Genomic DNA, 24,175 nt, shown 5'->3' with positions numbered 1-24,175 from the left:
TAAGATTTGCTCCCCTTTCCCATGTCCGAGAGCGCCTCCCTTGCTGCAAAACATTCGTGTCGTCTTGGTCAATACCAGTCATCCCGGCAATATCGGCGGGGTGGCGCGAGCCATGAAAAACATGGGGCTGACGCGCCTGGTGCTGGTCGAGCCGCGCGTGTTCCCGCACCACGAGGCCGATGCCCGTGCGTCCGGTGCCAATGACATCCTCGAAAAAGCCCAGGTCGTCGCCACTCTGGAGGACGCCTTGGTCGGCTGCAACCTGGTGCTCGGCACCAGCGCCCGTGACCGCCGTATTCCCTGGCCGCTGCTGGATCCGCGAGAGTGCGGTACCAAAGTCGTGGAAGAGGCCGCCGGCGGCGCTGAAATCGCCTTGGTGTTTGGCCGTGAAGATTCCGGCCTGACCAACGAAGAGCTGCAGCGATGTCATTACCACGTGCACATTCCATCAGACCCTGAGTTCAGCTCGCTGAACCTCGGGGCAGCGGTGCAGGTGTTGAGTTACGAAGTGCGCATGGCCTGGCTGGCCGCTGAAGGTCAGCCGAGCAAGGTAGAAAAGGATGAGGTTGCATCGACTAAAAGTGGCGAACTGGCCACCATGGACGAGCTGGAGCGGTTCTATGAGCACCTGGAGCAAACCCTGGTGGCCATCGAATTCCTCGATCCGGAAAAACCGCGGCACTTGATGGCGCGCCTGCGCCGCCTGTACGGGCGCAGCTCGGTCAGCCGGGCGGAAATGAATATATTGCGTGGCATCCTCACGGAAACCCAGAAAGCGGCCCGTGGCGAGCTTCTTAAGCGGAAGGATTAAAAATGTTCGAGCGTTTGCGAGAAGATATCCAGAGTGTTTTCCATCGTGACCCGGCGGCGCGCAACGCCTTTGAAGTGCTGACCTGCTACCCGGGCATGCATGCGATCTGGATCCATCGCCTGTCTGGTTCCTTGTGGAATATGGGCTGGAAATGGCTGGCGCGGCTGGTGTCGAACTTCGGTCGCTGGTTGACCGGGATCGAGATTCATCCGGGTGCCAAGGTGGGGCGTCGCTTCTTTATCGATCACGGCATGGGCATCGTCATTGGCGAGACTGCCGAAATTGGTGATGACGTGACCCTATACCAGGGGGTGACCCTGGGTGGTACCAGCTGGAACAAGGGTAAGCGCCACCCGACGCTGGAGAATGGCGTGGTGGTGGGCGCGGGTGCCAAGGTGCTTGGTCCGTTCACGGTAGGCGCTGGCGCCAAAGTCGGCTCCAACGCCGTGGTGACCAAGGCCGTGCCGGCCGGCGCCACCGTGGTAGGCATTCCGGGGCGGATTATCGTCAAGCCGGAAGTGGGTGATGAGCAGGAAGCCAAGCGCAAGGCCATGGCCGAGAAAATCGGCTTCGATGCCTACGGTGTCAGCGAAGACATGCCCGACCCTGTGGCGCGCGCCATCGGCCAGTTGCTTGACCACCTGCAGGCGGTGGATGGCAAGTTGGACGGTATGTGCGGCGCGCTGAAGGAGCTGGGCAGCAGCTACTGTGCGAAAGATTTGCCTGAGTTGCGCGAAGAGGATTTTGCCGAGATCAAGAGTGAGCCCGCCACCAAAGCTGGCTGAGTTCTTACATTCGCTGCAAAGCCCATGTGGAAGGGGGCTTGCCCCCGATGGCCATCTGTCAGTCACCCAATATATTGACTGATCCACCGCTATCGGGGGCAAGCCCCCTCCCACATTTTGATCTCCATTAGTCTCGGAATTCCTGTTCGGCCTTGTTCCCGCTGTTCGTCCCCACCCCATCCTGCTATGATTCGCGCGCCCTTTTTACGGGTAATCCTGACTAAAGTACTAGGTCTTATAGTTGACTTAAATACTCGGGAATCGCATACTTGCTCCCATTCTGAAACACCTTGGTACTTGTCCATGAGACTGACTACAAAAGGCCGATACGCGGTGACCGCCATGCTTGACCTGGCCTTGCACGCGCAAACTGGGCCGGTGTCCCTGGCCGATATCTCCGAGCGCCAAGGCATTTCCCTGTCCTACCTTGAGCAGTTGTTCGCCAAATTGCGCCGCAGCAATCTGGTCTCCAGCGTACGTGGGCCGGGTGGTGGCTATCAACTGTCTCGCGACATGCAGGGCATCCAGGTAGCCCAGGTGATCGACGCGGTCAACGAGTCCGTCGATGCGACCAAATGCCAGGGCCTGGGTGATTGCCACGCTGGCGACACCTGCCTGACGCACCACTTGTGGTGTGATTTGAGCCTGCAGATCCATGAATTTTTGAGTGGTATCAGCTTGGCTGATCTTGTGACTCGCCGTGAGGTGCAAGAAGTAGCCCAGCGTCAGGACCAGCGCCGTTGCAATACCAAGGCGCCGCGTCTGGACAAGATCGAAGCGTCCGCCGTCGAGTGACAGCCGAAGAGCTAACGGCACGCCAGCCAGCCTGATTTAGGAGAAAGTCCATGAAATTGCCGATTTACCTTGATTACTCAGCGACTACCCCGGTTGATCCGCGTGTCGCGCAAAAGATGAGCGAATGCCTGTTGGTCGACGGAAACTTCGGCAACCCGGCCTCCCGTTCCCATGTGTTCGGCTGGAAAGCCGAGGAAGCGGTCGAGAACGCTCGTCGCCAGGTCGCTGACCTGGTTGGCGCTGACCCGCGTGAAATCGTCTGGACTTCCGGTGCCACTGAATCCGACAACCTGGCTATCAAGGGCGCGGCGCATTTCTACGCGACCAAAGGCAAGCACCTGATCACCACCAAGATTGAGCACAAGGCTGTCCTCGACACCATGCGCCAACTGGAGCGTGAAGGTTTCGAGGTCACTTACCTCGAGCCAACCACCGACGGTATCGTCACCCCGGCCATGATCGAAGCCGCGCTGCGTGAAGACACCATCCTGGTTTCCGTGATCCACGTGAACAACGAAATCGGCACCATCAACGACATCGCGGCCATCGGCGAGCTGACTCGCTCCAAGGGTATCCTGCTGCACGTCGACGCTGCTCAGTCCACCGGCAAGGTCGATATCGACCTGTCGAAACTGAAAGTTGACCTGATGTCGTTCTCGGCCCACAAGACCTACGGCCCTAAAGGCATCGGCGCCCTGTACGTGAGCCGCAAGCCACGTGTGCGCATCGAGGCCACCATGCACGGCGGCGGTCACGAGCGCGGCATGCGTTCGGGCACCCTGGCGACTCACCAGATCGTTGGCATGGGCGAAGCCTTCCGCGTAGCCAAGGAAGACATGGCTGCCGAAAACGTACGTATCAAGGCCCTGAGCGATCGCTTCTACAAGCAGGTCGAGAACCTTGAAGAGCTGTACATCAACGGCAGCATGACCGCCCGTGTACCGCACAACCTGAATTTGAGCTTCAACTACGTCGAAGGCGAGTCGCTGATCATGGCGCTCAAGGACCTGGCGGTTTCGTCCGGTTCGGCCTGCACCTCGGCGTCCCTTGAGCCTTCGTATGTACTGCGCGCCCTGGGCCGCAACGACGAACTGGCACACAGCTCGATCCGCTTTACGTTCGGCCGCTTCACCACCGAAGAGCAAGTCGACTACGCCGCGCAGAAAGTCTGTGAAGCCGTCAACAAGCTGCGCGTCCTGTCGCCGCTGTGGGACATGTACAAAGACGGTGTCGATATTTCCAAGATCGAGTGGGCGGCACACTAACTATAGAAGCCGCCACCCAAGCTCTGTAGGAACGTGGCGGAAAACGCAGGCGTTTCTACAGGGTTCCAGAGCGGCCCTGATGAGTGAGGATTCAGTACCATGGCTTACAGCGAAAAGGTCATCGACCACTACGAAAACCCGCGCAACGTCGGCAAGATGGACGCGGAAGACCCTGATGTCGGCACCGGCATGGTTGGCGCTCCGGCGTGCGGCGATGTGATGCGCCTGCAGATCAAGGTCAACGAAGCTGGCGTTATCGAAGACGCCAAGTTCAAGACTTACGGCTGCGGTTCGGCCATCGCCTCCAGCTCCCTGGCGACCGAATGGATGAAAGGCAAGACCCTGGATGAGGCTGTGACTATCAGCAACACCCAGCTGGCCGAAGAACTGGCCCTGCCGCCAGTGAAAATCCACTGCTCCGTGCTCGCTGAAGACGCCATCAAGGCGGCCGTTCGCGACTACAAGCAGAAGAAAGGCTTGATCTAAGCATTTGGCGACGAGTAAGGAGTCAACGATGGCTATCAGCATGACAGAAGCGGCTGCGCGGCACGTGCGACGCTCCCTGGATGGGCGCGGTAAAGGTGAGGGGATTCGTCTGGGTGTTCGCACCACGGGCTGTTCCGGCCTTGCCTATGTGCTGGAGTTCGTCGACGAGGTGGTTGAGGAAGATCAGGTGTTCGAAAGTCACGGCGAGAAAGTGATCATCGACCCTAAAAGCCTGACCTACCTGGACGGCACCGAGCTTGATTTCGTCAAGGAAGGGTTGAACGAAGGCTTCAAGTTCAACAACCCCAACGTACGCGGTGAATGTGGCTGCGGCGAAAGCTTCAACATCTGAGGCTATTTGTGGGCACTCCTTGTCATTTCGCTTTATTCGAGCTGCAGCCGAGCTTTCGGCTGGACCTCGAGCAGCTTGCCACGCGCTATCGAGAATTGGCGCGTGGGGTGCATCCGGACCGCTTCGCTGACGCTTCCGAACGTGAGCAACGCCTGGCGCTGGAGCAATCGGCCAGCCTCAACGAAGCCTATCAGACGCTCAAGAGCCCTCCTAAACGCGCGCGTTACTTGCTCGCGATGAATGGTGGTGAGTTGCCGCTGGAAGTGACCGTGCACGACCCGGACTTCCTGATGCAGCAGATGCAGTGGCGTGAAGAGCTAGAAGACTTGCAGGACGAAGCCGATGTGGCGGGTGTAGCGGTCTTCAAGCGTCGTCTGAAAGTTGCCCAGGATGAGCTCAACGAAAGCTTCGCAGCCTGTTGGGATGATGCAGCGCAACGTGAACAGGCCGAACGCCTGATGCGGCGCATGCAGTTCCTCGACAAGCTCACCTACGAAGTGCGCCAGCTAGAAGAGCGCCTCGACGATTAACCCAGTGCTGTCCGTGATGCACGCCTGATAGACAGATAAGACCTGATTACCATGGCCCTACTGCAAATCGCCGAACCCGGTCTAAGCCCTCAACCGCACCAGCGTCGCCTGGCGGTGGGGATTGACTTGGGCACCACCAATTCCCTGGTTGCTGCCTTGCGCAGCGGCCTGTCCGAACCGCTGCCCGACGCTGATGGCCAGGTGATCCTGCCGTCCGCCGTGCGCTATCACGCTGATCGCACCGAAGTGGGCGAGTCGGCCAAGCTGGCGGCGTCTACCGACCCTTTGAACACCGTGCTGTCAGTCAAGCGCTTGATGGGTCGTGGTCTGTCCGACGTCAAGCAATTGGGCGACCAACTGCCGTACCGCTTTGTCGGTGGCGAATCCCATATGCCGTTCATCGACACCGTCCAGGGTCCGAAAAGCCCGGTGGAAGTGTCGGCGGATATCCTCAAGGTGCTGCGCCAGCGCGCGGAAACCACCTTGGGCGGCGAACTGGTCGGTGCGGTGATCACCGTGCCGGCTTATTTCGATGATGCGCAGCGCCAAGCCACCAAGGACGCGGCGAAGCTCGCCGGCCTGAACGTGTTGCGCCTGCTCAACGAGCCGACTGCTGCGGCGGTGGCCTATGGCCTGGACCAGCACGCAGAAGGCCTGGTCGCTATTTACGACCTGGGCGGTGGCACCTTTGATATTTCGATCCTGCGCCTGACCGGCGGTGTGTTCGAAGTACTGGCTACCGGTGGCGATACAGCGCTGGGCGGCGATGACTTCGACCATGCCATCGCGGGTTGGATCATCAGCAGCGCTGGCTTATCCGCTGACCTGGATCCGGGCGAGCAGCGTAATTTACTGCAAGCGGCCTGTGCCGCCAAAGAGGCCCTGACTGACGCAGCTTCTGTTGAAGTTTCCTACGGCAGTTGGTGCGCCCAGCTGACTCGTGAAGCCTTCGATTCGTTGATCGAGCCGATGGTCGCCCGCAGTCTGAAAGCCTGCCGTCGCGCCGTGCGTGATTCCGGTGTCGAGCTGGAAGATGTCGTTGCTGTGGTCATGGTCGGCGGTTCCACCCGTGTGCCAAGGGTTCGCGAAGCCGTTGCCGAGGCCTTTGGCCGCCAGCCGCTGACAGAGATCGACCCGGACCAGGTGGTAGCCATTGGTGCCGCCATCCAGGCCGATACCCTGGCCGGCAATAAGCGCGATGGCGGCGAACTGCTGCTGCTTGACGTGATCCCGCTGTCCCTGGGGCTGGAAACCATGGGTGGGCTGATGGAGAAGGTGATTCCACGTAACACCACCATCCCCGTCGCCCGCGCCCAGGACTTCACCACCTACAAAGATGGCCAGACGGCCATGATGATTCATGTGCTGCAAGGCGAGCGCGAGCTGATCAGCGACTGTCGCTCCCTGGCACGCTTTGAATTGCGCGGTATCCCGGCCATGGTTGCGGGTGCGGCGAAGATTCGCGTGACCTTCCAGGTCGACGCCGACGGCTTGCTCAGCGTAGCCGCGCGTGAGTTGGGTTCGGGCGTTGAAGCGAGTATCCAGGTCAAGCCGTCCTACGGCCTGACTGACGGCGAAATCGCCAAGATGCTCAAGGACTCGTTCCAATACGCCGGTGACGACAAGGTCGCGCGCGTACTGCGTGAGCAACAAGTGGATGCCCAACGCCTGCTCGAAGCAGTGCAGGGCGCCCTTGACGCCGACGGTGAGCGCCTGCTGGATGCCGAAGAGCGCATGGTTATCGACCTGCAGATGCAGGAACTGGCCGAACTGATGAAAGGCAACGATGGTTACGCCATCGAGCAACAGACCAAGCGCTTGTCGCAGGTCACCGACGCCTTTGCCGCCCGTCGCATGGATCAGACGGTGAAAGCCGCACTGGCCGGGCGCAACCTGAATGAAATCGAGGAATAATTAATGCCGCAGGTCATTTTTCTGCCACACGCCGAGCATTGCCCGGACGGTATGGTTGTTGAGGCTGAGACCGGCAAGTCCATCCTCGAAGTAGCTCATGACAACCACATCGAGATCGAAAGTGCCTGTGGTGGTGTGTGCGCCTGCACCACCTGCCACTGCATCATTCGCGAAGGCTTCAATAGCCTGGAAGAGGCCGATGAGCTGGAAGAGGACTTTCTTGACCGCGCCTGGGGCCTGGAAGCCACTTCTCGCCTAAGCTGTCAGGCTAAGGTCGGAACTGAAGACATCACCGTCGAAATTCCGAAATATTCGCTCAATCATGCTGCCGAAGCGCCGCACTGATTCAAGGAAGTGTCATGAGTCTTAAATGGGTTGATGTGCAAGAGATCGCTATCCTGTTGGCCGACGGCAACCCGGATATGGATCCCTATTCCCTGAATTTTGTTGCTTTGCGTGACATGGTCATGGCCTTGCCAGGCTTTGATGATGAGCGCGATCGCGGTGGCGAAAAGGTTCTGGAAGCTATCCAGACTGCCTGGAAAGAAGAACAGGACTGACGCCTCCCTTACGCAGTTAGGCAATACCTAAGAACCCGCGTATAATTCGCGGGTTTAATTTTTCGTAAATTACCGTTTCTGGAGTTACACCATGGCTGTTCAACGTACTTTCTCCATCATCAAGCCTGACGCTGTTGCAAAAAACGTCATCGGCGAGATCACCACTCGTTTCGAAAAAGCCGGCCTGAAGGTTGTAGCTTCGAAACTCAAGCAACTGTCCAAGGCTGAAGCTGAAGGCTTCTACGCTGAGCACAGCGCTCGTGGTTTCTTCGGCGACCTGGTTGCCTTCATGATCTCCGGTCCTGTTGTTGTTCAGGTTCTGGAAGGCGAAAACGCCATCGCTCTGAACCGTGAGCTGATGGGCGCTACCAACCCTAAAGAAGCAGCTGCCGGCACCATCCGTGCTGATTTCGCTGACTCCATCGACGCCAACGCTGTACACGGTTCGGACTCCGAAGCCGCTGCTGCTCGCGAAATCTCGTACTTCTTCGCAGCTACTGAAGTAACCACTCGCTAAGCATCGGCTTAAAGAGTGAGGGTGAATCCATGACGACATCGACTGTAAAAACCAACCTGCTGGGTCTGACTCAACAGGAAATGGAAAAATTCTTCGACTCAATCGGGGAGAAGCGTTTCCGTGCCGGTCAGGTAATGAAATGGATTCACCACTTTGGCGTCGACGATTTCGACGCCATGACGAACGTCAGCAAGGCCCTGCGCGACAAGCTCAAGACCATTGCTGAAGTGCGTGGCCCCGAAGTGGTCAGCGAGGACATCTCCAGCGACGGCACCCGTAAATGGGTGGTGCGTGTGGCGTCCGGCAGCTGCGTCGAGACCGTGTACATTCCCCAGGGCAAGCGCGGCACCTTGTGCGTTTCGTCCCAGGCAGGCTGTGCCCTGGATTGCAGTTTCTGCTCCACCGGCAAGCAAGGCTTCAATAGCAACCTCACCGCCGCCGAAGTGATCGGCCAGGTGTGGATTGCCAACAAATCCTTTGGCAGCGTCCCGGCGACCGTCGACCGTGCCATCACCAACGTGGTGATGATGGGCATGGGTGAGCCGCTGCTGAACTTCGACAACGTCATCGCGGCCATGCACCTGATGATGGATGACCTGGGCTACGGCATCTCCAAGCGCCGTGTGACCCTGTCGACCTCCGGCGTGGTACCGATGATCGATGAGCTGGCCAAGCACATCGACGTCTCCCTGGCGTTGTCGCTGCACGCACCCAATGACGCATTGCGTAACCAATTGGTGCCGATCAACAAGAAGTATCCGCTTAAGATGCTGCTCGAATCTTGCCAGCGTTATATGGCGACCTTGGGCGAGAAGCGCGTTCTGACCATTGAGTACACCATGCTCAAGGACATCAACGACAAGGTCGAGCACGCGGTCGAGATGATCGAACTGCTCAAGAACACCCCGTGCAAGATCAACCTGATTCCGTTCAACCCGTTTCCACATTCTGGCTACGAGCGGCCGAGCAACAACGCTATCCGCCGTTTCCAGGATCAACTGCACCAGGCTGGCTACAACGTTACCGTTCGCACCACCCGTGGTGAAGACATCGACGCCGCCTGTGGCCAATTGGTAGGACAGGTGCTGGACCGCACCCGTCGCAGCGAACGTTATATTGCGGTGCGCGAACTGAGCGCTGCCGACGATATGCCGCAAAGCGCTGTGAATCGAACCTGAGAGAGGATCTCTATGCCCTTGCGCCTTGCGCTGCTTCTGCTTGTTACCGGTCTCGTGGCCGGTTGTGTTTCATCGGGCCATGACAGCCCGCTGCAAACCGGCAAGGGCCGTGACGAGGCGCGAGTTGCCTATGTGCAACTGGGGTTGGGTTACCTGCGACAAGGCATGAGCGAACAGGCCAAGGTGCCGTTGAAAAAGGCCCTTGAGCTGGACAGCGACGATGCCGATGCCAATGCCGCACTGGCCCTGGTGTTCCAGGCCCAGGCCGAGCCTGAACTGGCTGACCGGTATTTCGACAAAGCTCTGGCCGCAAGGCCTGCCGACCCGAAGCTGCTGAACAATTACGGCAGCTTCCTGTTCGAGCAAAAGCGGTATGACCAGGCAGCCCTTTATTTCCAGCAAGCCAGCACTGATACCCTCTATCCTGAGCGCGCGCGGGTGTTCGAGAACCTTGGGGTGACCTCGATGCGCCTCGGCCAGCGCGACAGCGCACGGCAGCAGTTGGAAAAAGCCCTGCACTTGAACGGCCATCAGCCACGAGCGCTGCTCGAAATGGCTGAGTTGTCCTACGAAGACAGGCATTATGTGCCGGCACGTGACTATTACGAGCGTTTTAGCCTGCTCAGCGGGCAAAATGCACGTAGTCTATTGCTCGGTGTGCGCCTGGCGACGGTTCATGAAGAACGCGACACGGCCGCACGTTTTGGCCAGCAACTCGAACGACTCTATCCCGGTACGCCGGAATATCAGCAATACCTGTCGGAGCAATGATGAAAGCGGCGCACCCGGAAGTTGTAGCAGCTAATCGCGTAAACCCAGGCGACACCTTGCGTCAGGCCCGCGAAAGCAATGGTTGGTCGCTGGCGGAAGTGGCCCTCAAGCTCAATTTGACCACTACCTCCCTGGGGAACCTTGAGGCCGGCGCATTCGACAAGCTGCCTGGGCATACCTTCGCCCGCGGCTATATCCGCGCCTATGCCAAGCTGTTGGGCATTGACCAGGCCGTATTGGTCCAGCAATTCGATCAATTCACCGGTACCGACTCCCAGGGCAGCAATGTGCATGGCTTGGGTCGCATCGAAGAGCCGGTGCGGGTTTCCCACACGATTTTGCGAATTGTCAGTCTGTTGTTGCTGATTGCCGTGATCGGCGGCGGTTTTGTCTGGTGGCAAGACCAAGCGTCCCAGCGCAGCAAAGACATGACCAGCAACGCCATGGAGCACGTCGAAGTCGAGAGCGCCGACGGCACCACCCAGATTCATCCGCTGGATGAGCCGGAAGACCAGGCCGTTGCCCAAGGCCAGGCTGCCCCTGAAACCCCGGCCACCGTCGAGCAGTCCGAACCGGAAACTGCCCAGGCCCCGACAGTTGCCGTACCGACCCCAGTCACACCGGCCGCGCCAGCTCACACGCCAGCAGCCCCGGTTGCCCAGGCCCATACACCGGCCGCTCCAGCCCAGGCGCCAGCGACTACGGCGCCAGCTGCTCCGGCAGCCCCGGCGATTTCACCACCCACCACCCCAGCGTTGATCGCCGGTGACGGGCGTGTACAAATTACCTTCGTTGCTGACTGCTGGACGCAAGTCACCGACGGCAACGGCAAAGTGCTGGCCAGTGGTCTCAAGCGTAAGGGAGATACGCTCGACCTTGGCGGCAAGCCTCCTTTGACGCTGCGTCTGGGCTTTGCCCGTGGCGCGCAAGTGGCCTACAACGGCCAGCCTGTAGACGTAGCGCCGTTCACCACTGGCGAGACCGCTCGCCTGAAGTTGGGACAATAGTCATGCACGGCGAATCTCCAATCAAACGTCGCGTATCGCGCAAGATCTGGGTTGGCTCGGTGCCAGTGGGTGGCGATGCACCCATCGCGGTACAGAGCATGACCAACAGCGACACCAATGATGTCGCCGCCACCGTTGCCCAGATCAACCGTCTGGAAGCGGCCGGGGTAGACATCGTGCGGGTATCCGTCCCGGACATGGATGCTGCCGAGGCGTTCGGTCGCATCAAGCAGCTGGTCAAGGTGCCGCTGGTTGCCGACATTCACTTCGACTACAAGATCGCCCTGCGCGTGGCCGAGTTGGGCGTCGATTGCCTGCGCATCAACCCGGGCAACATCGGTCGTGAAGACCGTGTGCGCGCCGTGGTGGACGCTGCCCGTGATCGCGGGATCCCGATCCGCATCGGCGTCAACGCCGGCTCCCTGGAAAAAGACCTGCAAAAGAAGTACGGCGAGCCCACCCCCGCAGCGCTGGTCGAGTCTGCACTGCGCCACGTTGAACACCTGGAACGCCTGAACTTCCAGGACTTCAAGGTCAGCGTAAAGGCCTCCGACGTGTTCATGGCGGTCGAAGCCTACCGCCTGCTGGCTAAGGAAATCGTGCAGCCGTTGCACCTGGGGATCACCGAAGCCGGCGGTTTGCGCTCAGGCACAGTGAAATCTGCGGTCGGTCTCGGTATGCTGCTCGCCGAAGGAATTGGCGATACTATCCGCATCTCGTTGGCGGCAGACCCGGTAGAGGAAGTGAAAGTCGGCTACGACATTCTCAAATCCCTGCGTTTGCGTTCCCGCGGCATCAACTTCATTGCCTGCCCGAGCTGCTCGCGGCAGAACTTCGACGTGGTGAAAACCATGAACGACCTGGAGTTGCGCCTCGAAGACCTGCTGGTCCCGCTGGATGTTGCAGTGATCGGTTGTGTAGTCAACGGCCCGGGTGAAGCCAAGGAAGCCCATGTGGGCTTGACCGGCGGCACACCGAACCTGATTTACATCGACGGCAAGCCGTCGCAGAAGTTAACGAATGACAATCTGGTGGATCAGCTGGAAAAGTTGATCCGCGAGAAAGCGGCCGAAAAGGTCGCCGCTGACGCAGCGCTGATCGCACGCGGCTAAGAACGAATTTAAGGATTTGATGTGAGCAAGTCTCTGCAAGCCATTCGTGGCATGAACGACATCCTGCCGGAGCAAACGCCGCTGTGGCGCTACTTCGAGAGCACTGTCGCGCGCCTGCTGGATAACTACGGTTACAAGCAGATCCGCATGCCGATTGTTGAGTTCACCGAGCTGTTCAAGCGCTCCATCGGTGAAGTGACAGACATCGTCGAAAAAGAGATGTACACCTTTGAAGACCGTAACGGCGACTCCCTGACTTTGCGTCCGGAAGGTACCGCCGCGTGCGTGCGCGCCGTGCTCGAACACGGCCTCACCGGTGGCGGCCAACCGCAGAAACTGTGGTACATCGGCCCGATGTTCCGCCACGAGCGCCCACAGAAAGGCCGTTATCGCCAGTTCCACCAGATCGGCCTGGAAGTCTTCAATCTCGACGGCCCGGACATCGATGCCGAGCTGATCGTGCTGACCTGGCGCCTGTGGGGCATGCTGGGCATCCGGGATGCGGTCAAGCTTGAACTCAACAGCCTGGGCACCAGCGAATCCCGGGGTCGCTACCGCGAAGCCCTGGTCGAGTTCCTCTCCGCCCACCTGGACAAATTGGACGAAGACAGCCAGCGCCGTCTGAAAACCAACCCGTTGCGTGTGCTGGACACCAAGAACGCCGACACGCAAGCCGTATTGGTCGACGCGCCGAAAATGGCCGACTACCTGGATGACGAGTCCCGCACGCACTTCGAGGGCCTCAAGGCTCGCCTGGATGCGGCCGGTATTCCCTACGTAATCAACCCGAAGCTGGTGCGTGGCCTCGATTACTACAGCAAGACCGTGTTCGAGTGGGTCACCGACAAACTCGGCGCCCAGGGCACTGTGTGTGCGGGTGGCCGTTACGACGGCCTGGTCGAGCAGATGGGCGGCAAGGCGACCACCGGTGTAGGTTTTGCCATGGGCATCGAGCGACTGATCCTGCTGCTGGAAACCCTGGAACAGGTTCCGGAAGAAATCTCCCGTCAGGTGGACGTGTACCTGTGCGCCTTTGGCGAGGCCGCCGAACTGGCCGCCTTGGCCCTGAGCGAAAAAGTACGTGACCAGTTGCCCAACCTGCGCCTGCAGATCAATGCCGGCGCCGGCAGCTTCAAGAGCCAGTTCAAGAAGGCCGACAAGAGCGGTGCACTGTACGCACTGATCCTTGGCGATGACGAGCTGGCCCAGCAAGTGATAGGTTTCAAACCCCTGCGTGGCCAGGGCGAGCAACAGAACATTGCCTTTGATGCGCTCGCCGCGCACTTGGCCACCTGCGTCGTGCAGGGTTGAAGCTGTCGAACAGCCGAATTTAGCGATTAAGGAGTATTGGGGTGTCGAGTACTGATGATGAGCAACTGGCCGAGTTCAAGGACTGGTGGCAGCGTAACGGCAAGCCTCTGGTTACCGGCGGCCTGCTGGCTTTAGTGGTGGTGTTCGGCTGGCAAGCCTGGACCAAGTATCAGGCCAACCAATCCCAAGGCGCCTCGATCGTTTATCAGCAATTGCTGGAAACCACCCTGACGCCGGACGGCAAGCCTGATCCTGCGCAAGTGGCGGACCTGGCCGGCAAGCTGAAGAACGAATTCGGCGGTAGCACCTACGCCCAATACGGCAGCCTGTTCGTCGCGAAAGTCGCGGTCGACACCGGCAAGCTGGATGACGCCGCCGCAGAACTCAAGGCCATCGCCGACAAGCCGACCAACCCGACCCTGGGTGAAATCGCACGTCAGCGCCTGGCCCAGGTATTGGCGGCACAGAACAAGGCTGACGAAGCACTCAAACTGCTCGACGGCGATGCGGACAAGGCATTTGTAGCCACTCGCGAAGAGCTCAAGGGCGACCTGTTGGTCCAATTGGGTCGTACCGACGAAGCCAATGCTGCGTACAAGAAAGCCAAGGCGGCGCTGTCTGATGAAGCGGCGGTCGGTGGCTTACAAATCAAGCTGGACGACTTGGCCAAAGGGGATGCGTGACGTGATCCGTTGGAAACATGCAGCATTGCTGGCTCTGGCCGTTCTGGCCGCGGGTTGCAGCAGCAACAGTAAAAAAGAACTGCCTCCGGCCGAGCTGACCAGCTTCAAGGAAGAAGTCGTCCTGCAAAAGCAATGGAGCCGCTCCATCGGTGACGGCCAGGGCGAGACCTACAACATGCTGGTGCCGGCAATCGACGGTGACAACATTGTGGCCGCTGACGTGACCGGCGTGGTGATCTCCATGGATCGCATGAACGGCGACGTGAAGTGGAGGAAAGACCTCGAATTGCCCGTGTCCGGCGCCGTAGGCGTGGGTTACGGGATGGTCATGCTCGGCACGCTCAAGGGCGAAGTCGTGGCGCTGGACTCCAGCACCGGTGAAGAGAAATGGCGCGCTCGCGTGACCAGTGAAGTCCTCGCACCACCTGCCACCAACGGCGATATCGTCGTGGTGCAAACCCAGGACGACCGTGTGATCGGCCTGGACGCCAGCACCGGCGAGCAGCGTTGGTTGTACGACAGCACCCCGGCGGTGTTGACCCTGCGCGGTACCAGTGGTCCGGTTGTGACCAACAATCTGGCCGTTGCAGGCCTGTCGACCGGTAAAGTAGTCGCCCTGGACACCAGGAACGGCGTGCCGGCCTGGGAAACCCGTGTGGCCATCCCCCAAGGTCGTTCCGAGCTGGATCGCGTAGTGGACATCGACGGTGGCTTGCTGCTGTCGGGTGAAACCCTCTACGTTGCCACTTACCAGGGCCGCGTTGCCGCGCTGGACCTGCAGAGCGGCCGTGTTAACTGGCAGCGTGATGCTTCCAGCTACGCCGGTGTCGCCCAGGGGTTTGGCAGCGTCTACGTAAGCCTGTCGTCCGGCACCGTTGAAAGTGTCGACGAGCGTTCCACCACTGCACTGTGGAGCAATGACTCCCTGGCCCGTCGTCAACTGTCGGCCCCGGAAGTGTTCTCCAGCTACGTAGCGGTCGGCGACTTCGAAGGCTACCTGCACCTGCTGAGCCAGGTGGATGGTCGTTTTGTAGGTCGTGAGCGTATCGACAGCGATGGCCTGCGTGCCCGTCCGCTGGTCGTGGGCAACATGCTTTATGTGTTTGGTAACAGCGGCAAGCTGGAAGCCCTGACCATCAAGTAAGAACTATGCTTGGGGTAAAACCCAGGCGGCCCCGCTTCGGCGGGGCATGCGGCATTTGAATATGCTGCCCCGAGCACCAGCCGCTGCCTTGCAGCGGCTTTTGTATTTTCTGAAATAACGAAGTGGAGAGCCGCATGGTTCCCGTAATCGCCCTGGTGGGCCGACCTAACGTCGGCAAGTCCACCTTGTTCAACCGCCTGACCAGGACTCGTGACGCCATCGTCGGCGACTTGTCCGGTCTGACCCGTGATCGCCAATACGGTGAGGCAAAGTGGCAAGGGCGCTCCTACATTATTGTCGATACCGGTGGTATCTCCGGTGATGAGCATGGCATGGACGAAAAGATGGCCGAGCAGTCGCTGCTGGCCATTGAAGAAGCCGATGTCGTGTTGTTCCTGGTGGACGCCCGCGCGGGCTACACCGCTGCCGACCAGATGATTGGCGAGCACCTGCGCAAGCGCAATAAGCGTTCCTATCTGGTCGCCAACAAGATCGATAACATCGATCCTGAGGCGGCCCGTGCCGAATTCAGTCCGATGGGCCTTGGCGACGCGATCCCGGTCGCCGGTGCCCACGGTCGTGGTATCACCCAGATGCTGGAAATCGCCCTGCGCGACTTCCCGAAGGATGACGCCGAGGAAGAAGAAGGCGAAGAAGAGATCGTTGCCGAAGGCGAGGAAGCCAAGCGCATTCCTGGCCCAAGCGAAAAAGACGGTATCAAGATTGCGATCATCGGTCGCCCGAACGTGGGCAAGTCGACCCTGGTCAACCGCATGCTCGGTGAAGACCGGGTAATCGTCTACGACCAGCCCGGCACCACCCGCGACAGTATCTACATCCCGTTCGAGCGTAACGACGAGAAGTACACGCTGATCGACACCGCCGGTGTGCGCAAGCGCGGCAAGATCCACGAGGAAGTTGAAAAGTTCTCCGTGGTGAAAACCCTGCAGGCAATCAAAGACGCCAACGTGGTGATCTTCGTGATGGACGCCCGCGAAGGCGTGGTGGACCACGACCTCAACCTGCTGGGCTTTGCCCTCGAAGCCGGTCGGGCCTTGGTCATCGCGATCAACAAGTGGGACGGCATGACGCCGAGCGAGCGCGACTTCGTCAAGATCGAGCTGCAGCGCCGCCTGTTCTTCGTCGAGTTCGCCGATATTCACTTCATCTCGGCCCTGCACGGCACGGGTGTGGGTAACCTCTACGCTTCCGTACAGAACTCGTTCAAGTCCGCGGTCACCCGCTGGCCGACCAACCGTCTGACCCAGATCCTCGAAGATGCAGTCGGCGAGCACGCACCGCCGATGGTCAATAACCGCCGGATCAAACTGCGTTACGCCCACTTGGGTGGTGCCAACCCGCCGATTATCGTGATCCACGGTAACCAGATCGAGAAGGTGCCAAAGTCCTACGTGCGTTACCTGGAAAACACCTACCGCCGTGTCTTGAAACTGGTCGGTACGCCGATCCGTATCGAGTTCAAGGGTGGCGAGAACCCATACGAAGGCAACAAGAACACACTGACTGACCGTCAGGTGAACAAGAAGCGTCGTTTGATGACTCACCACAAGAAGGCCGACAAGAAGCGCCGCGACAAGAAATAGCCGCCGCTTCACGTTGTAAGCTACAGGCTGCAAGAGAGGGCTCCTTTGGAGCCCTTTTTTGTGCCTGGCGGTTTGTCGCTTGACCTGCTTGCAGCTTGCAGCTTAAAACTTGCAGCTCACCCGAAGGGGGCTCCCATGATCACCAGCAAGCTGCCAAACGTCGGCACGACCATTTTCACCACCATGTCGCAACTCGCTGCCGAAGCCGGCGCGATTAACCTGTCCCAGGGGTTTCCCGACTTCAATGGGCCTCAGGGCTTGCTCGATGGGGTGGGCAAACATATCGCCCTCGGTCATAACCAATATGCGCCGATGACCGGCCTGCCCGTGCTGCGTCAGCAAGTGGCGGCTAAGATTGCTCGCAGTTATGGCGCCACGGTGAATGCCGACAGCGAAGTGACCATCACTCCTGGTGCCACTGAGGCGATCTTCTGCGCGATCCAGGCAGTGATTCGCAATGGTGATGAAGTCATTGTGTTTGACCCCTGCTACGACAGCTATGAGCCCTCGGTCGAGTTGGCCGGTGGCCGCTGCGTGCACGTGCAATTGAGCCTGCAAGGCTTTGCATTGGACTTCGAGAAGATCAAGGCCGCGCTGTCGCCACGCACGCGCATGATCATCCTGAACACCCCGCACAACCCCACCGGCGCGCTGATCAGCCGTGCCGAGCTGGACCAGTTGGCCGAACTGATCCGCGACCGCGATATCTACCTGGTCAGCGACGAGGTCTACGAACACCTGGTATTCGACGGCATGCCCCACGTCAGCGTGCTGGCCCATGAAGAGCTGTACCCGCGTGCGTTCGTGGTCAGCTCCTTTGGCAAGACCTACCACGTCACCGGCTGGAAAACCGGCTACGTGGTCGCGCCACCGGCCCTGACAGCTGAATTGCGCAAGGTGCATCAATACGTCAACTTTTGTGGCGTAACCCCGTTGCAGTTCGCCTTGGCCGATTTCATGGCCGAACACCCGGAGCACGTCGACGAACTGCCGGCGTTTTACCAGGCCAAGCGCGATCTGTTCTGCGACCTGCTGGCGCCGTCGCGCTTCAGCTTTACCCGGGTGGCCGGAACCTACTTCCAGTTGGTGGATTACTCACAAATACGCCCGGACCTGGATGACGTCGCCATGTCCCTGTGGATGACCCGCGAACACGGGGTGGCGACCATCCCTGTCTCGGTGTTCTACCAGAGCCCACCGCAAGGCCAGCGCCTGGTGCGCCTGTGTTTTGCCAAGCGCGAGGAGACGCTGCGACAAGCGGCTGAAAAACTATGCGTGATCTGACTGCATTGCCTGACTTGAATATCGCCCTGGTCCAGACCACCCTGGCCTGGCACGACCGCCAAGCCAATCTCGAGCATTTCGAGGGGCTGCTGGAGCAGGCCCGCGGCGCCGACCTGATCGTGCTCCCGGAGATGTTCACCACCGGTTTCTCCATGGCCTCGCAAACCCTCGCCGAGCCGGAAAACGGCCCGACCCATCATTGGCTCCAGGCCCAGGCTGCGAAGTACAACGCGGTGATCACCGGCAGTGTGATCATCCAGGCCGCCGACGGCAGCCACCGCAACCGCCTGTTGTGGGCGCGGCCGGATGGCGAGGTGTTGCACTACGACAAGCGTCATCTGTTTCGTATGGCCGGTGAACACAATCACTACGCCCCCGGCGAGCGCCAGGTGCAGTTCGAGTTGAAAGGCTGGCGTGTTCGGCCGCTGATTTGCTACGACCTGCGCTTTCCGGTGTGGAGTCGGGATGCCCAGGACACTGACTTGCTGCTGTACACCGCCAATTGGCCGGGGGCGCGGCGCCAGCATTGGAACCGGTTATTGCCGGCGCGGGCTATCGAGAACCTGTGCTACGTGGCTGCAGTGAATCGAGTAGGCACCGACGGCAAGGGCTTTGCCTACACCGGCGATAGCCAGGTGCTGGATTTCCAGGGCGAGAGCCTGCTGAGTGCGGGGGAGGCGGACGGGGTGTTCCAAGTGTGCCTGGACGCGGCTGAACTGGCGGCGTATCGCGCGCGGTTTCCGGCGAACCTGGATGCCGATAGCTTTCAGTTTGTCTGAAGGACCGCTATCGGGGGGCTGCCCCGAAGAGTCCCTGACAGGCAACCCAAATCTGAAGCTCAATAAAAAGGCCCCTGGGTTCTCACCCAGAGGCCTTCTGTATTGCGGCAATAAAGATTACGCCGCTTTCGCTTCCTGCTGGCTCAGCGACCGGTTCAGCGCACTGAACAGCGCCTTGAAGCTCGCCGTGGTGATGTTTTCATCAATGCCCACGCCATGCACTGGACGTTCACCGTTCACACGCAGTTCGATATAGGCCGCTGCCTTGGCGTTGGTGCCCGCGCCGATCGCATGTTCGTTGTAGTCCATGATCTCCACGCCAATCGGCAAACCAGCCACCAGGGCTTCCAGTGCGCCGTTGCCCTTGCCCTTCCAGTGCAGGTTGGTTTCGCCCTGGCCCTTGCCCGAGACTTCCACTTCGACAAAGCTGTTGCCGTTCTCTTCCTGCAGGCGATGGCTGACCAGCGCGTACGGGGTGTTGGCTTGCAGGTATTCACGCTGCAGCAAGGCGTAGATCTGCGGTGCGGTCATCTCCAGGCCCACGCGGTCGGTTTCGGCCTGGACCACCTGGCTGAATTCGATCTGCATGCGGCGTGGCAAGCTGATGTCGTATTCCTGTTCCAGCAGGTAGGCGATACCGCCTTTGCCCGACTGGCTGTTCACGCGGATCACCGCCTCGTAGCTGCGACCGATATCGGCCGGGTCGATCGGCAAGTACGGTACTTCCCACAGCGCATCATCTTTCTGCTGGGTAAAGCCCTTACGGATCGCGTCCTGGTGAGAACCGGAGAAGGCGGTGTGCACCAGATCGCCGACGTACGGATGACGTGGGTGTACCTGGATCTGGTTGCACTCCTCGACGACTTTACGCACGCCGTCGATGTCGGAGAAGTCCAGCTGCGGATCGAGGCCCTGGGTGTACATGTTCAACGCCACGGTGACGAGGTCGACGTTACCGGTACGCTCGCCGTTACCGAACAGGCAGCCTTCGACGCGGTCCGCGCCGGCCATCAGGCCCAGCTCGGTGGCGGCTACGCCGGTGCCGCGGTCGTTGTGAGTGTGCAGGCTGATGATCACACTGTCGCGACGGTTGATATGGCGACCGAACCACTCGATCTGGTCGGCATAGATGTTCGGCGTGGCGCATTCGACGGTGGCCGGCAGGTTGAGGATCATCTTGTGCTCAGGCGTCGGGTTCCAGACCTCGATCACCGCGTCACAGACTTCCTTGGCGAACTCCAGTTCAGTGGCACTGAAGGTCTCCGGCGAGTATTCAAAGGTCCACTGGGTTTCCGGCTGCTGGGCGGCGTATTTGACGAACAGCTTGGCCGCGTTGACCGCGATGGCCTTGATACCGTCCTTGTCCTGGTTGAACACGATGCGGCGGAACGACGGCGACGTGGCGTTGTACAGGTGCACGATGGCCTTTTTGGCGCCGCGCAGGGATTCGAAGGTGCGTGCGATCAAGTCTTCACGGCCCTGGGTCAGCACCTGGATGGTGGTGTCCTCGGGGATGTGGTTGTCTTCGATCAGGGTACGCACGAAGTCGAAGTCGGTTTGCGACGCGGCAGGGAACGAAGCCTCGATTTCCTTCACGCCGACGGCGACCAGGGTCTTCCAGAAGCGCAGCTTTTTCACCGCGTCCATCGGCTCGATCAGGGACTGGTTGCCATCACGCAGGTCGGAGCTGCACCAGATCGGCGCGGTGGTGATGGTTTTGGAAGGCCAGGTGCGATCCGGAATATCGATGGTCGGAAACGCGCGGTACTTCGAAGACGGGTCTTTGAGCATGCTCATCGGGAAATCCTTTGTTGTAGGGGCCGAGAAAAGGCGGCCTGCCGTAGAACTGTTATTTGGGATACAGCTTTAAAGACGAGGCAGATCGATTCAGCCTGGCAGTCGTGCGCTGACGAGGCACAGGCTGCGGTGCTGGCGGAGCTGAATGAGGGTGTGAGAGGTTTTCATAAGCCCAACCCTAACCGTCGGGGTGAAAGATGGCAAGCAGTCGCTAAAAATTGAGAGAAGTTCTTTTATCTGCGTACGAAACGGGATTTTATGGTTGGGAATGACGCTGAGGCTAGATTAAATTGCGCGACCGTTATCGGGCGCGCAATCGCTTTATCACGGTTGGAACGCTCCGATGAAAATAGCCGGGTCGACTCGCGCATCGTTCAGGCTGACATTCCAATGCATATGGGGCCCGGTCGCGCGGCCGGTCGAACCGACTTTGCCCACTACTGCGCCGCGCACCAGTTGCTGACCGACCTTCACGTCGATCTTCGACATGTGGCAGAACATGCTGATAAAACCCTGGCCGTGGTCGACGAACACGGTGTTGCCGTTGAAGAAATAGTTGCCGACCAGAATTACCTTACCGTTTGCCGGCGTCTTGATCGGCGTACCGGCCGGCACCGCGAAGTCCAGGCCCGAATGGGGATTGCGCTCTTCACCGTTGAAGAAGCGGCGCACGCCAAACTTGCTCGACAGCGGCCCGTTCACCGGTTTGTCCAGCACCAGGTTGCTCGGCAGGTTCGGGCTGAAACTGCGATAGGCCTTGAGCTGTACGGCCAACTCGCCCTCGATGCGCTTGAGTTGCGCCGGGTCGGGGTTGACCTGGCTTTTGTTCTTCAAGGTGATGCGTTGTTCGGGGTACTTCTTGTAACCAACGATAAACGGCAGGTTGCGCCCGCCGCTGCTGATGCGCTCGTTGCCCGGCTTGACCGTCAGCGGGATGCCGACAATCGCCAGCCAGTTGTCCTGCTCCTTCACCACCAGCACCGGTTTGCCTTGGTACGTGGCTTTCGGCGCGGCAGCCGAAGGGCCCAGCTCAACCACCGCAACGCCGCCCGGCACCGGCTTGTTCAGGGTACGGCTGATATAGCTGTCGGCATGGGCGTTAACGGTAAGGCATAGCAGCAACAACACACTAAAGAGACGAGGCATCAATCAATCCAATAACGAAAGGGTGACGGGTGTCAGGTGGTTATCTTCCACCCGCACTTGCAATTGACCTTCACCGAGGCGCGCGGTGAGGCGTTGGCCGGTTTGGGTTTGCGCGGCGTTGCGGATGGCCTGGCCGCGCTCGTCGAGCAAGATGCTGTAGCCACGACCCAGCGTCGCCAGCGGGCTGACCACGTGCAGCGTCTGCACCTGGCTTTGCAGTTGCAGGCGACGCGCCTTGAGGCCTTCGCGCATCGCACGCGGCAGGCGTTCGGCGAGGCTGTCCAGGCGCTGGCGCAGCAGGGCCAACTGGCGGCCCGGATGCTGGCCGGCGAGGCGGGTTTCCAGGCGGATCAGGCGTTCGCGACGGGTATTGAGGCTGCGCTCGAAGGCGCGGCGCAGGCGCATATCCAGGTCATCCAGGCGCTGGGCTTGCTGGCGCAGACGTTCGCCGGGGTGACGCAGGCGCCGGGCCATGCCTTCCAGGCGCAGGCGGTCGTGGGTCAGGCGATTGCGCATCAGCATCACCAGGCGGCGATGCAGGTTTTCCACCTGGCGCACCAGATGGCTGGCGTCCGGTGCCAGCAACTCGGCGGCGGCGGACGGGGTAGGCGCGCGCACGTCCGCCACAAAGTCGCTGATGGACACATCGGTCTCATGGCCGACGGCGCTGACGATCGGCGTCACGCAAGCGTCCACCGCACGGGCCACGGCCTCTTCGTTGAAGCACCACAGGTCTTCCAGCGAACCGCCGCCACGGGCCAGGATCAGCGCGTCAAAGCCTCGGGCGTCCGCCAGCTTCAACGCCCGCACAATCTGCGGGATCGCTTCGCGGCCTTGCACGGCGGTAGGGATCAATGTCAGCTCGACGTTCGGCGCGCGACGACGGAACACGCTGATGATGTCGCGGATCACCGCACCCGTGGGCGAACTGATAATGCCGATGCGACGCGGGTGGGCCGGCAGCGGCACCTTGCGCTCGGCGCTGAACAGGCCTTCGGCGCTGAGCTTTTCCTTCAGGGCATCGAAGGCCAGGCGCAGCGCACCATCGCCGGCGGGCTCGACGGTATCTAGGATCAACTGGTAGTCGCCACGGCCCTCGAACAGCGAGACCTTGCCGCGTACCTTGACCGCCAGGCCATCCTTCAACGCCTGGCGGACCCGCGCGGCGTTATTGCGAAACAGCGCGCAACGCACCTGGGCGCCGCTGTCCTTGAGGGTGAAGTACACATGGCCGGAGGCCGGGCGGGCGAGGTTGGAGATCTCGCCTTCGACCCAGATATTGGTGAACACGTCTTCCAGCAACACCCGCGCGCGGCCGTTGAGTTGGCTGACAGTCAGGACTTCGCGGTCCAGGCCCAAGCGGGCAAAAGGATCTTTAATCATGGGCGGCAGTTTATAGGCATTCGTGCAACGTTTGACAGAATTGCTCCACCAACGCGCTCGGTGACTGCTGGCTGGCCAGGGCCACGGTGCTCAGGCAGTCCGGGTCGGCCAGGGGCAAGAAGTGCACGTTGGCCGGTGCGATGTCTTTCATGGATTTTGGTAACAGGGCAATACCGAAACCGGCTTGGATCAGTTGCAACTGGGTGGTCTTGCGTGACATCACCCGCGCAGCCTTGGGGAAAAATCCCGCACGCATGCACAACTCGGCTGACAGATAACTCAAGCCGCCACGCTGGGGATGGGGGATAGAGATAAACGCTTCATCCTTCAATTGCTCCAGTTCGATGGGGGCCTGGCTGCGCGACAGCTTATGGTTCGCAGGCACGGCCAGCAGCAATTGCTCGCTGTATAAAGGCATGACCCGCACACCTTCGCGCTGGCGCAACACGGGCAAACGCAGCACCCCGACGTCCAAGCGACCGTCGGCGATGTCTTCCAGTTGCGCTTCGGACGACAGTTTGACGATATCCATCGACACGCCGGGGCAGCGGTCCAGCCAGGTGCTGATGCCTTGCAGCAACACGCCGCTCATCGGCACAGTGCTCGAATGGCTCAGGCGCAGGGTGCCGAGTTGGCCATTGCCGACCTGTGTCGCCATTTCACTGGCCTTGTGCAGCTCACCCAGCAGGTTGCGCGCCCGAGGATAAAAGGCTTCGCCGGCAGCGGTCAGCCGGGGCTGGCGCGCGGTGCGTTCAAACAGCGGGGTTTGCAGTTGGGTTTCCAGTTCCTTGATCTGCCGGCTCAGGGCCGATTGCGCGACAAACAAACGTTCGGCGGCAGCACTGAAGCTGCCGCTGTCGGCGATTTCGACGAAGTAACGCAGTTGGCGGGTGGAAATCACGCGTCATGCCTTTTCGAGATGGGTGGAGGACTTTGAAGATATTAGTCGCAACCCTCGCCG

The 24,175-nt window shown here is 60.1% G+C and carries 25 protein-coding genes; 21 read left to right on the top strand and 4 right to left on the bottom strand.

Features of this window, described 5'->3' with window-relative positions:
• Window positions 1-40: 40 nt before the first annotated feature.
• From trmJ to ACHPFG_RS26030, 21 genes are all read left to right on the top strand, one after another.
• Window positions 41-811: a tRNA (cytosine(32)/uridine(32)-2'-O)-methyltransferase TrmJ gene (trmJ, locus tag ACHPFG_RS26130; RefSeq protein ID WP_003210307.1), complete on the top strand. Its 771-nt coding sequence runs from the start codon at window positions 41-43 to the stop codon at window positions 809-811.
• Between the two features lie 2 nt (window positions 812-813).
• Window positions 814-1,596 (top strand): serine O-acetyltransferase, encoded by a 783-nt coding sequence (gene cysE, locus ACHPFG_RS26125; protein ID WP_431700812.1) that lies wholly within the window; start codon window positions 814-816, stop codon window positions 1,594-1,596.
• Between the two features lie 303 nt (window positions 1,597-1,899).
• Complete coding sequence (gene iscR, locus ACHPFG_RS26120) at window positions 1,900-2,391, top strand: Fe-S cluster assembly transcriptional regulator IscR (RefSeq protein WP_003194020.1); 492 nt, start codon at window positions 1,900-1,902, stop codon at window positions 2,389-2,391.
• Between the two features lie 50 nt (window positions 2,392-2,441).
• Window positions 2,442-3,656 (top strand): IscS subfamily cysteine desulfurase, encoded by a 1,215-nt coding sequence (locus ACHPFG_RS26115; RefSeq protein ID WP_017530022.1) that lies wholly within the window; start codon window positions 2,442-2,444, stop codon window positions 3,654-3,656.
• Between the two features lie 99 nt (window positions 3,657-3,755).
• A complete protein-coding gene (iscU, locus tag ACHPFG_RS26110) occupies window positions 3,756-4,142 on the top strand; it encodes a Fe-S cluster assembly scaffold IscU (RefSeq protein ID WP_010565229.1) in 387 nt (128 codons plus the stop codon).
• Window positions 4,143-4,170: 28 nt separating this feature from the next.
• The gene (iscA, locus tag ACHPFG_RS26105; RefSeq protein ID WP_048722793.1) at window positions 4,171-4,494 is read left to right on the top strand and encodes an iron-sulfur cluster assembly protein IscA; all 324 of its coding nucleotides are present in this window, start codon (window positions 4,171-4,173) and stop codon (window positions 4,492-4,494) included.
• 8 nt (window positions 4,495-4,502) lie between these two features.
• Window positions 4,503-5,024: a co-chaperone HscB gene (gene hscB, locus ACHPFG_RS26100; protein ID WP_027605413.1), complete on the top strand. Its 522-nt coding sequence runs from the start codon at window positions 4,503-4,505 to the stop codon at window positions 5,022-5,024.
• Window positions 5,025-5,075: 51 nt separating this feature from the next.
• The gene (gene hscA / locus ACHPFG_RS26095; protein ID WP_259242829.1) at window positions 5,076-6,938 is read left to right on the top strand and encodes a Fe-S protein assembly chaperone HscA; all 1,863 of its coding nucleotides are present in this window, start codon (window positions 5,076-5,078) and stop codon (window positions 6,936-6,938) included.
• Window positions 6,939-6,941: 3 nt separating this feature from the next.
• Complete coding sequence (fdx, locus tag ACHPFG_RS26090; protein WP_003175958.1) at window positions 6,942-7,283, top strand: ISC system 2Fe-2S type ferredoxin; 342 nt, start codon at window positions 6,942-6,944, stop codon at window positions 7,281-7,283.
• A gap of 14 nt (window positions 7,284-7,297) precedes the next feature.
• Complete coding sequence (gene iscX, locus ACHPFG_RS26085; RefSeq protein WP_017846180.1) at window positions 7,298-7,498, top strand: Fe-S cluster assembly protein IscX; 201 nt, start codon at window positions 7,298-7,300, stop codon at window positions 7,496-7,498.
• Window positions 7,499-7,589: 91 nt separating this feature from the next.
• Window positions 7,590-8,015: a nucleoside-diphosphate kinase gene (gene ndk, locus ACHPFG_RS26080; RefSeq protein WP_017846179.1), complete on the top strand. Its 426-nt coding sequence runs from the start codon at window positions 7,590-7,592 to the stop codon at window positions 8,013-8,015.
• A gap of 29 nt (window positions 8,016-8,044) precedes the next feature.
• Window positions 8,045-9,193 (top strand): 23S rRNA (adenine(2503)-C(2))-methyltransferase RlmN, encoded by a 1,149-nt coding sequence (gene rlmN / locus ACHPFG_RS26075; RefSeq protein ID WP_431700811.1) that lies wholly within the window; start codon window positions 8,045-8,047, stop codon window positions 9,191-9,193.
• 12 nt (window positions 9,194-9,205) lie between these two features.
• Window positions 9,206-9,964, top strand: a complete 759-nt coding sequence (pilW, locus tag ACHPFG_RS26070; protein ID WP_431700810.1) for a type IV pilus biogenesis/stability protein PilW — start codon at window positions 9,206-9,208, stop codon at window positions 9,962-9,964.
• On the top strand, window positions 9,964-10,971 hold the full coding sequence (locus ACHPFG_RS26065; protein ID WP_431700809.1) for a RodZ domain-containing protein: 1,008 nt from the start codon (window positions 9,964-9,966) through the stop codon (window positions 10,969-10,971). Before pilW ends, ACHPFG_RS26065 begins: the two co-directional genes overlap by 1 nt.
• Window positions 10,972-10,973: 2 nt before the next feature.
• On the top strand, window positions 10,974-12,083 hold the full coding sequence (gene ispG, locus ACHPFG_RS26060) for a flavodoxin-dependent (E)-4-hydroxy-3-methylbut-2-enyl-diphosphate synthase (RefSeq protein WP_034115889.1): 1,110 nt from the start codon (window positions 10,974-10,976) through the stop codon (window positions 12,081-12,083).
• 21 nt (window positions 12,084-12,104) lie between these two features.
• The gene (gene hisS, locus ACHPFG_RS26055) at window positions 12,105-13,394 is read left to right on the top strand and encodes a histidine--tRNA ligase (protein ID WP_431700808.1); all 1,290 of its coding nucleotides are present in this window, start codon (window positions 12,105-12,107) and stop codon (window positions 13,392-13,394) included.
• 41 nt (window positions 13,395-13,435) lie between these two features.
• Window positions 13,436-14,077, top strand: a complete 642-nt coding sequence (locus ACHPFG_RS26050) for a YfgM family protein (protein WP_027605420.1) — start codon at window positions 13,436-13,438, stop codon at window positions 14,075-14,077.
• Complete coding sequence (bamB, locus tag ACHPFG_RS26045; protein WP_431700807.1) at window positions 14,070-15,221, top strand: outer membrane protein assembly factor BamB; 1,152 nt, start codon at window positions 14,070-14,072, stop codon at window positions 15,219-15,221. The genes ACHPFG_RS26050 and bamB overlap by 8 nt, the downstream gene beginning before the upstream one ends.
• 134 nt (window positions 15,222-15,355) lie before the next feature.
• Window positions 15,356-16,825 (top strand): ribosome biogenesis GTPase Der, encoded by a 1,470-nt coding sequence (gene der, locus ACHPFG_RS26040; protein ID WP_053135513.1) that lies wholly within the window; start codon window positions 15,356-15,358, stop codon window positions 16,823-16,825.
• 135 nt (window positions 16,826-16,960) lie between these two features.
• A complete protein-coding gene (locus ACHPFG_RS26035; protein WP_431700806.1) occupies window positions 16,961-18,109 on the top strand; it encodes a pyridoxal phosphate-dependent aminotransferase in 1,149 nt (382 codons plus the stop codon).
• Window positions 18,097-18,888, top strand: a complete 792-nt coding sequence (locus tag ACHPFG_RS26030; protein ID WP_431700805.1) for an amidohydrolase — start codon at window positions 18,097-18,099, stop codon at window positions 18,886-18,888. The genes ACHPFG_RS26035 and ACHPFG_RS26030 overlap by 13 nt, the downstream gene beginning before the upstream one ends.
• A gap of 117 nt (window positions 18,889-19,005) precedes the next feature.
• On the opposite strand, the gene leuA is transcribed toward ACHPFG_RS26030, so the two are convergent.
• From leuA to ACHPFG_RS26010, 4 genes are all read right to left on the bottom strand, one after another.
• Entirely contained in the window at window positions 19,006-20,685 is a 1,680-nt protein-coding gene (gene leuA / locus ACHPFG_RS26025; RefSeq protein WP_145338389.1) for a 2-isopropylmalate synthase, read from the bottom strand.
• A 324-nt stretch (window positions 20,686-21,009) separates the two neighbouring features.
• Window positions 21,010-21,831 carry a M23 family metallopeptidase gene (locus ACHPFG_RS26020; protein WP_145338390.1) on the bottom strand — a complete coding sequence of 274 codons (822 nt, stop codon included), beginning with the start codon at window positions 21,829-21,831 and terminating at the stop codon, window positions 21,010-21,012.
• A 3-nt stretch (window positions 21,832-21,834) separates the two neighbouring features.
• Window positions 21,835-23,214, bottom strand: coding sequence for an exodeoxyribonuclease VII large subunit (gene xseA / locus ACHPFG_RS26015; RefSeq protein WP_167655178.1), 1,380 nt, complete (start codon window positions 23,212-23,214; stop codon window positions 21,835-21,837).
• Window positions 23,215-23,224: 10 nt separating this feature from the next.
• Entirely contained in the window at window positions 23,225-24,115 is an 891-nt protein-coding gene (locus ACHPFG_RS26010) for a LysR family transcriptional regulator (RefSeq protein ID WP_431700804.1), read from the bottom strand.
• Window positions 24,116-24,175 lie beyond the last annotated feature (60 nt).

Source organism: Pseudomonas sp. BR20 (assembly GCF_050780135.1).
GTDB lineage: Bacteria > Pseudomonadota > Gammaproteobacteria > Pseudomonadales > Pseudomonadaceae > Aquipseudomonas.
This window is presented reverse-complemented; position numbering and strand designations above follow the sequence as displayed.

What these genes read in the sequence shown, in the direction of transcription:
- cysE (WP_431700812.1), top strand. Translation starts at nt 814, where the DNA reads ATGTTCGAGCGTTTGCGAGAAGATATCCAGAGTGTTTTCCATCGTGAC.
- iscR (WP_003194020.1), top strand. Translation starts at nt 1,900, where the DNA reads ATGAGACTGACTACAAAAGGCCGATACGCGGTGACCGCCATGCTTGAC.
- ACHPFG_RS26115 (WP_017530022.1), top strand. Translation starts at nt 2,442, where the DNA reads ATGAAATTGCCGATTTACCTTGATTACTCAGCGACTACCCCGGTTGAT.
- iscU (WP_010565229.1), top strand. Translation starts at nt 3,756, where the DNA reads ATGGCTTACAGCGAAAAGGTCATCGACCACTACGAAAACCCGCGCAAC.
- iscA (WP_048722793.1), top strand. Translation starts at nt 4,171, where the DNA reads ATGGCTATCAGCATGACAGAAGCGGCTGCGCGGCACGTGCGACGCTCC.
- hscA (WP_259242829.1), top strand. Translation starts at nt 5,076, where the DNA reads ATGGCCCTACTGCAAATCGCCGAACCCGGTCTAAGCCCTCAACCGCAC.
- fdx (WP_003175958.1), top strand. Translation starts at nt 6,942, where the DNA reads ATGCCGCAGGTCATTTTTCTGCCACACGCCGAGCATTGCCCGGACGGT.
- iscX (WP_017846180.1), top strand. Translation starts at nt 7,298, where the DNA reads ATGAGTCTTAAATGGGTTGATGTGCAAGAGATCGCTATCCTGTTGGCC.
- ndk (WP_017846179.1), top strand. Translation starts at nt 7,590, where the DNA reads ATGGCTGTTCAACGTACTTTCTCCATCATCAAGCCTGACGCTGTTGCA.
- rlmN (WP_431700811.1), top strand. Translation starts at nt 8,045, where the DNA reads ATGACGACATCGACTGTAAAAACCAACCTGCTGGGTCTGACTCAACAG.
- pilW (WP_431700810.1), top strand. Translation starts at nt 9,206, where the DNA reads ATGCCCTTGCGCCTTGCGCTGCTTCTGCTTGTTACCGGTCTCGTGGCC.
- ACHPFG_RS26065 (WP_431700809.1), top strand. Translation starts at nt 9,964, where the DNA reads ATGAAAGCGGCGCACCCGGAAGTTGTAGCAGCTAATCGCGTAAACCCA.
- ispG (WP_034115889.1), top strand. Translation starts at nt 10,974, where the DNA reads ATGCACGGCGAATCTCCAATCAAACGTCGCGTATCGCGCAAGATCTGG.
- bamB (WP_431700807.1), top strand. Translation starts at nt 14,070, where the DNA reads ATGCGTGACGTGATCCGTTGGAAACATGCAGCATTGCTGGCTCTGGCC.
- der (WP_053135513.1), top strand. Translation starts at nt 15,356, where the DNA reads ATGGTTCCCGTAATCGCCCTGGTGGGCCGACCTAACGTCGGCAAGTCC.
- ACHPFG_RS26035 (WP_431700806.1), top strand. Translation starts at nt 16,961, where the DNA reads ATGATCACCAGCAAGCTGCCAAACGTCGGCACGACCATTTTCACCACC.
- ACHPFG_RS26030 (WP_431700805.1), top strand. Translation starts at nt 18,097, where the DNA reads ATGCGTGATCTGACTGCATTGCCTGACTTGAATATCGCCCTGGTCCAG.
- leuA (WP_145338389.1), bottom strand. Translation starts at nt 20,685, where the DNA reads ATGAGCATGCTCAAAGACCCGTCTTCGAAGTACCGCGCGTTTCCGACC.
- ACHPFG_RS26020 (WP_145338390.1), bottom strand. Translation starts at nt 21,831, where the DNA reads ATGCCTCGTCTCTTTAGTGTGTTGTTGCTGCTATGCCTTACCGTTAAC.
- xseA (WP_167655178.1), bottom strand. Translation starts at nt 23,214, where the DNA reads ATGATTAAAGATCCTTTTGCCCGCTTGGGCCTGGACCGCGAAGTCCTG.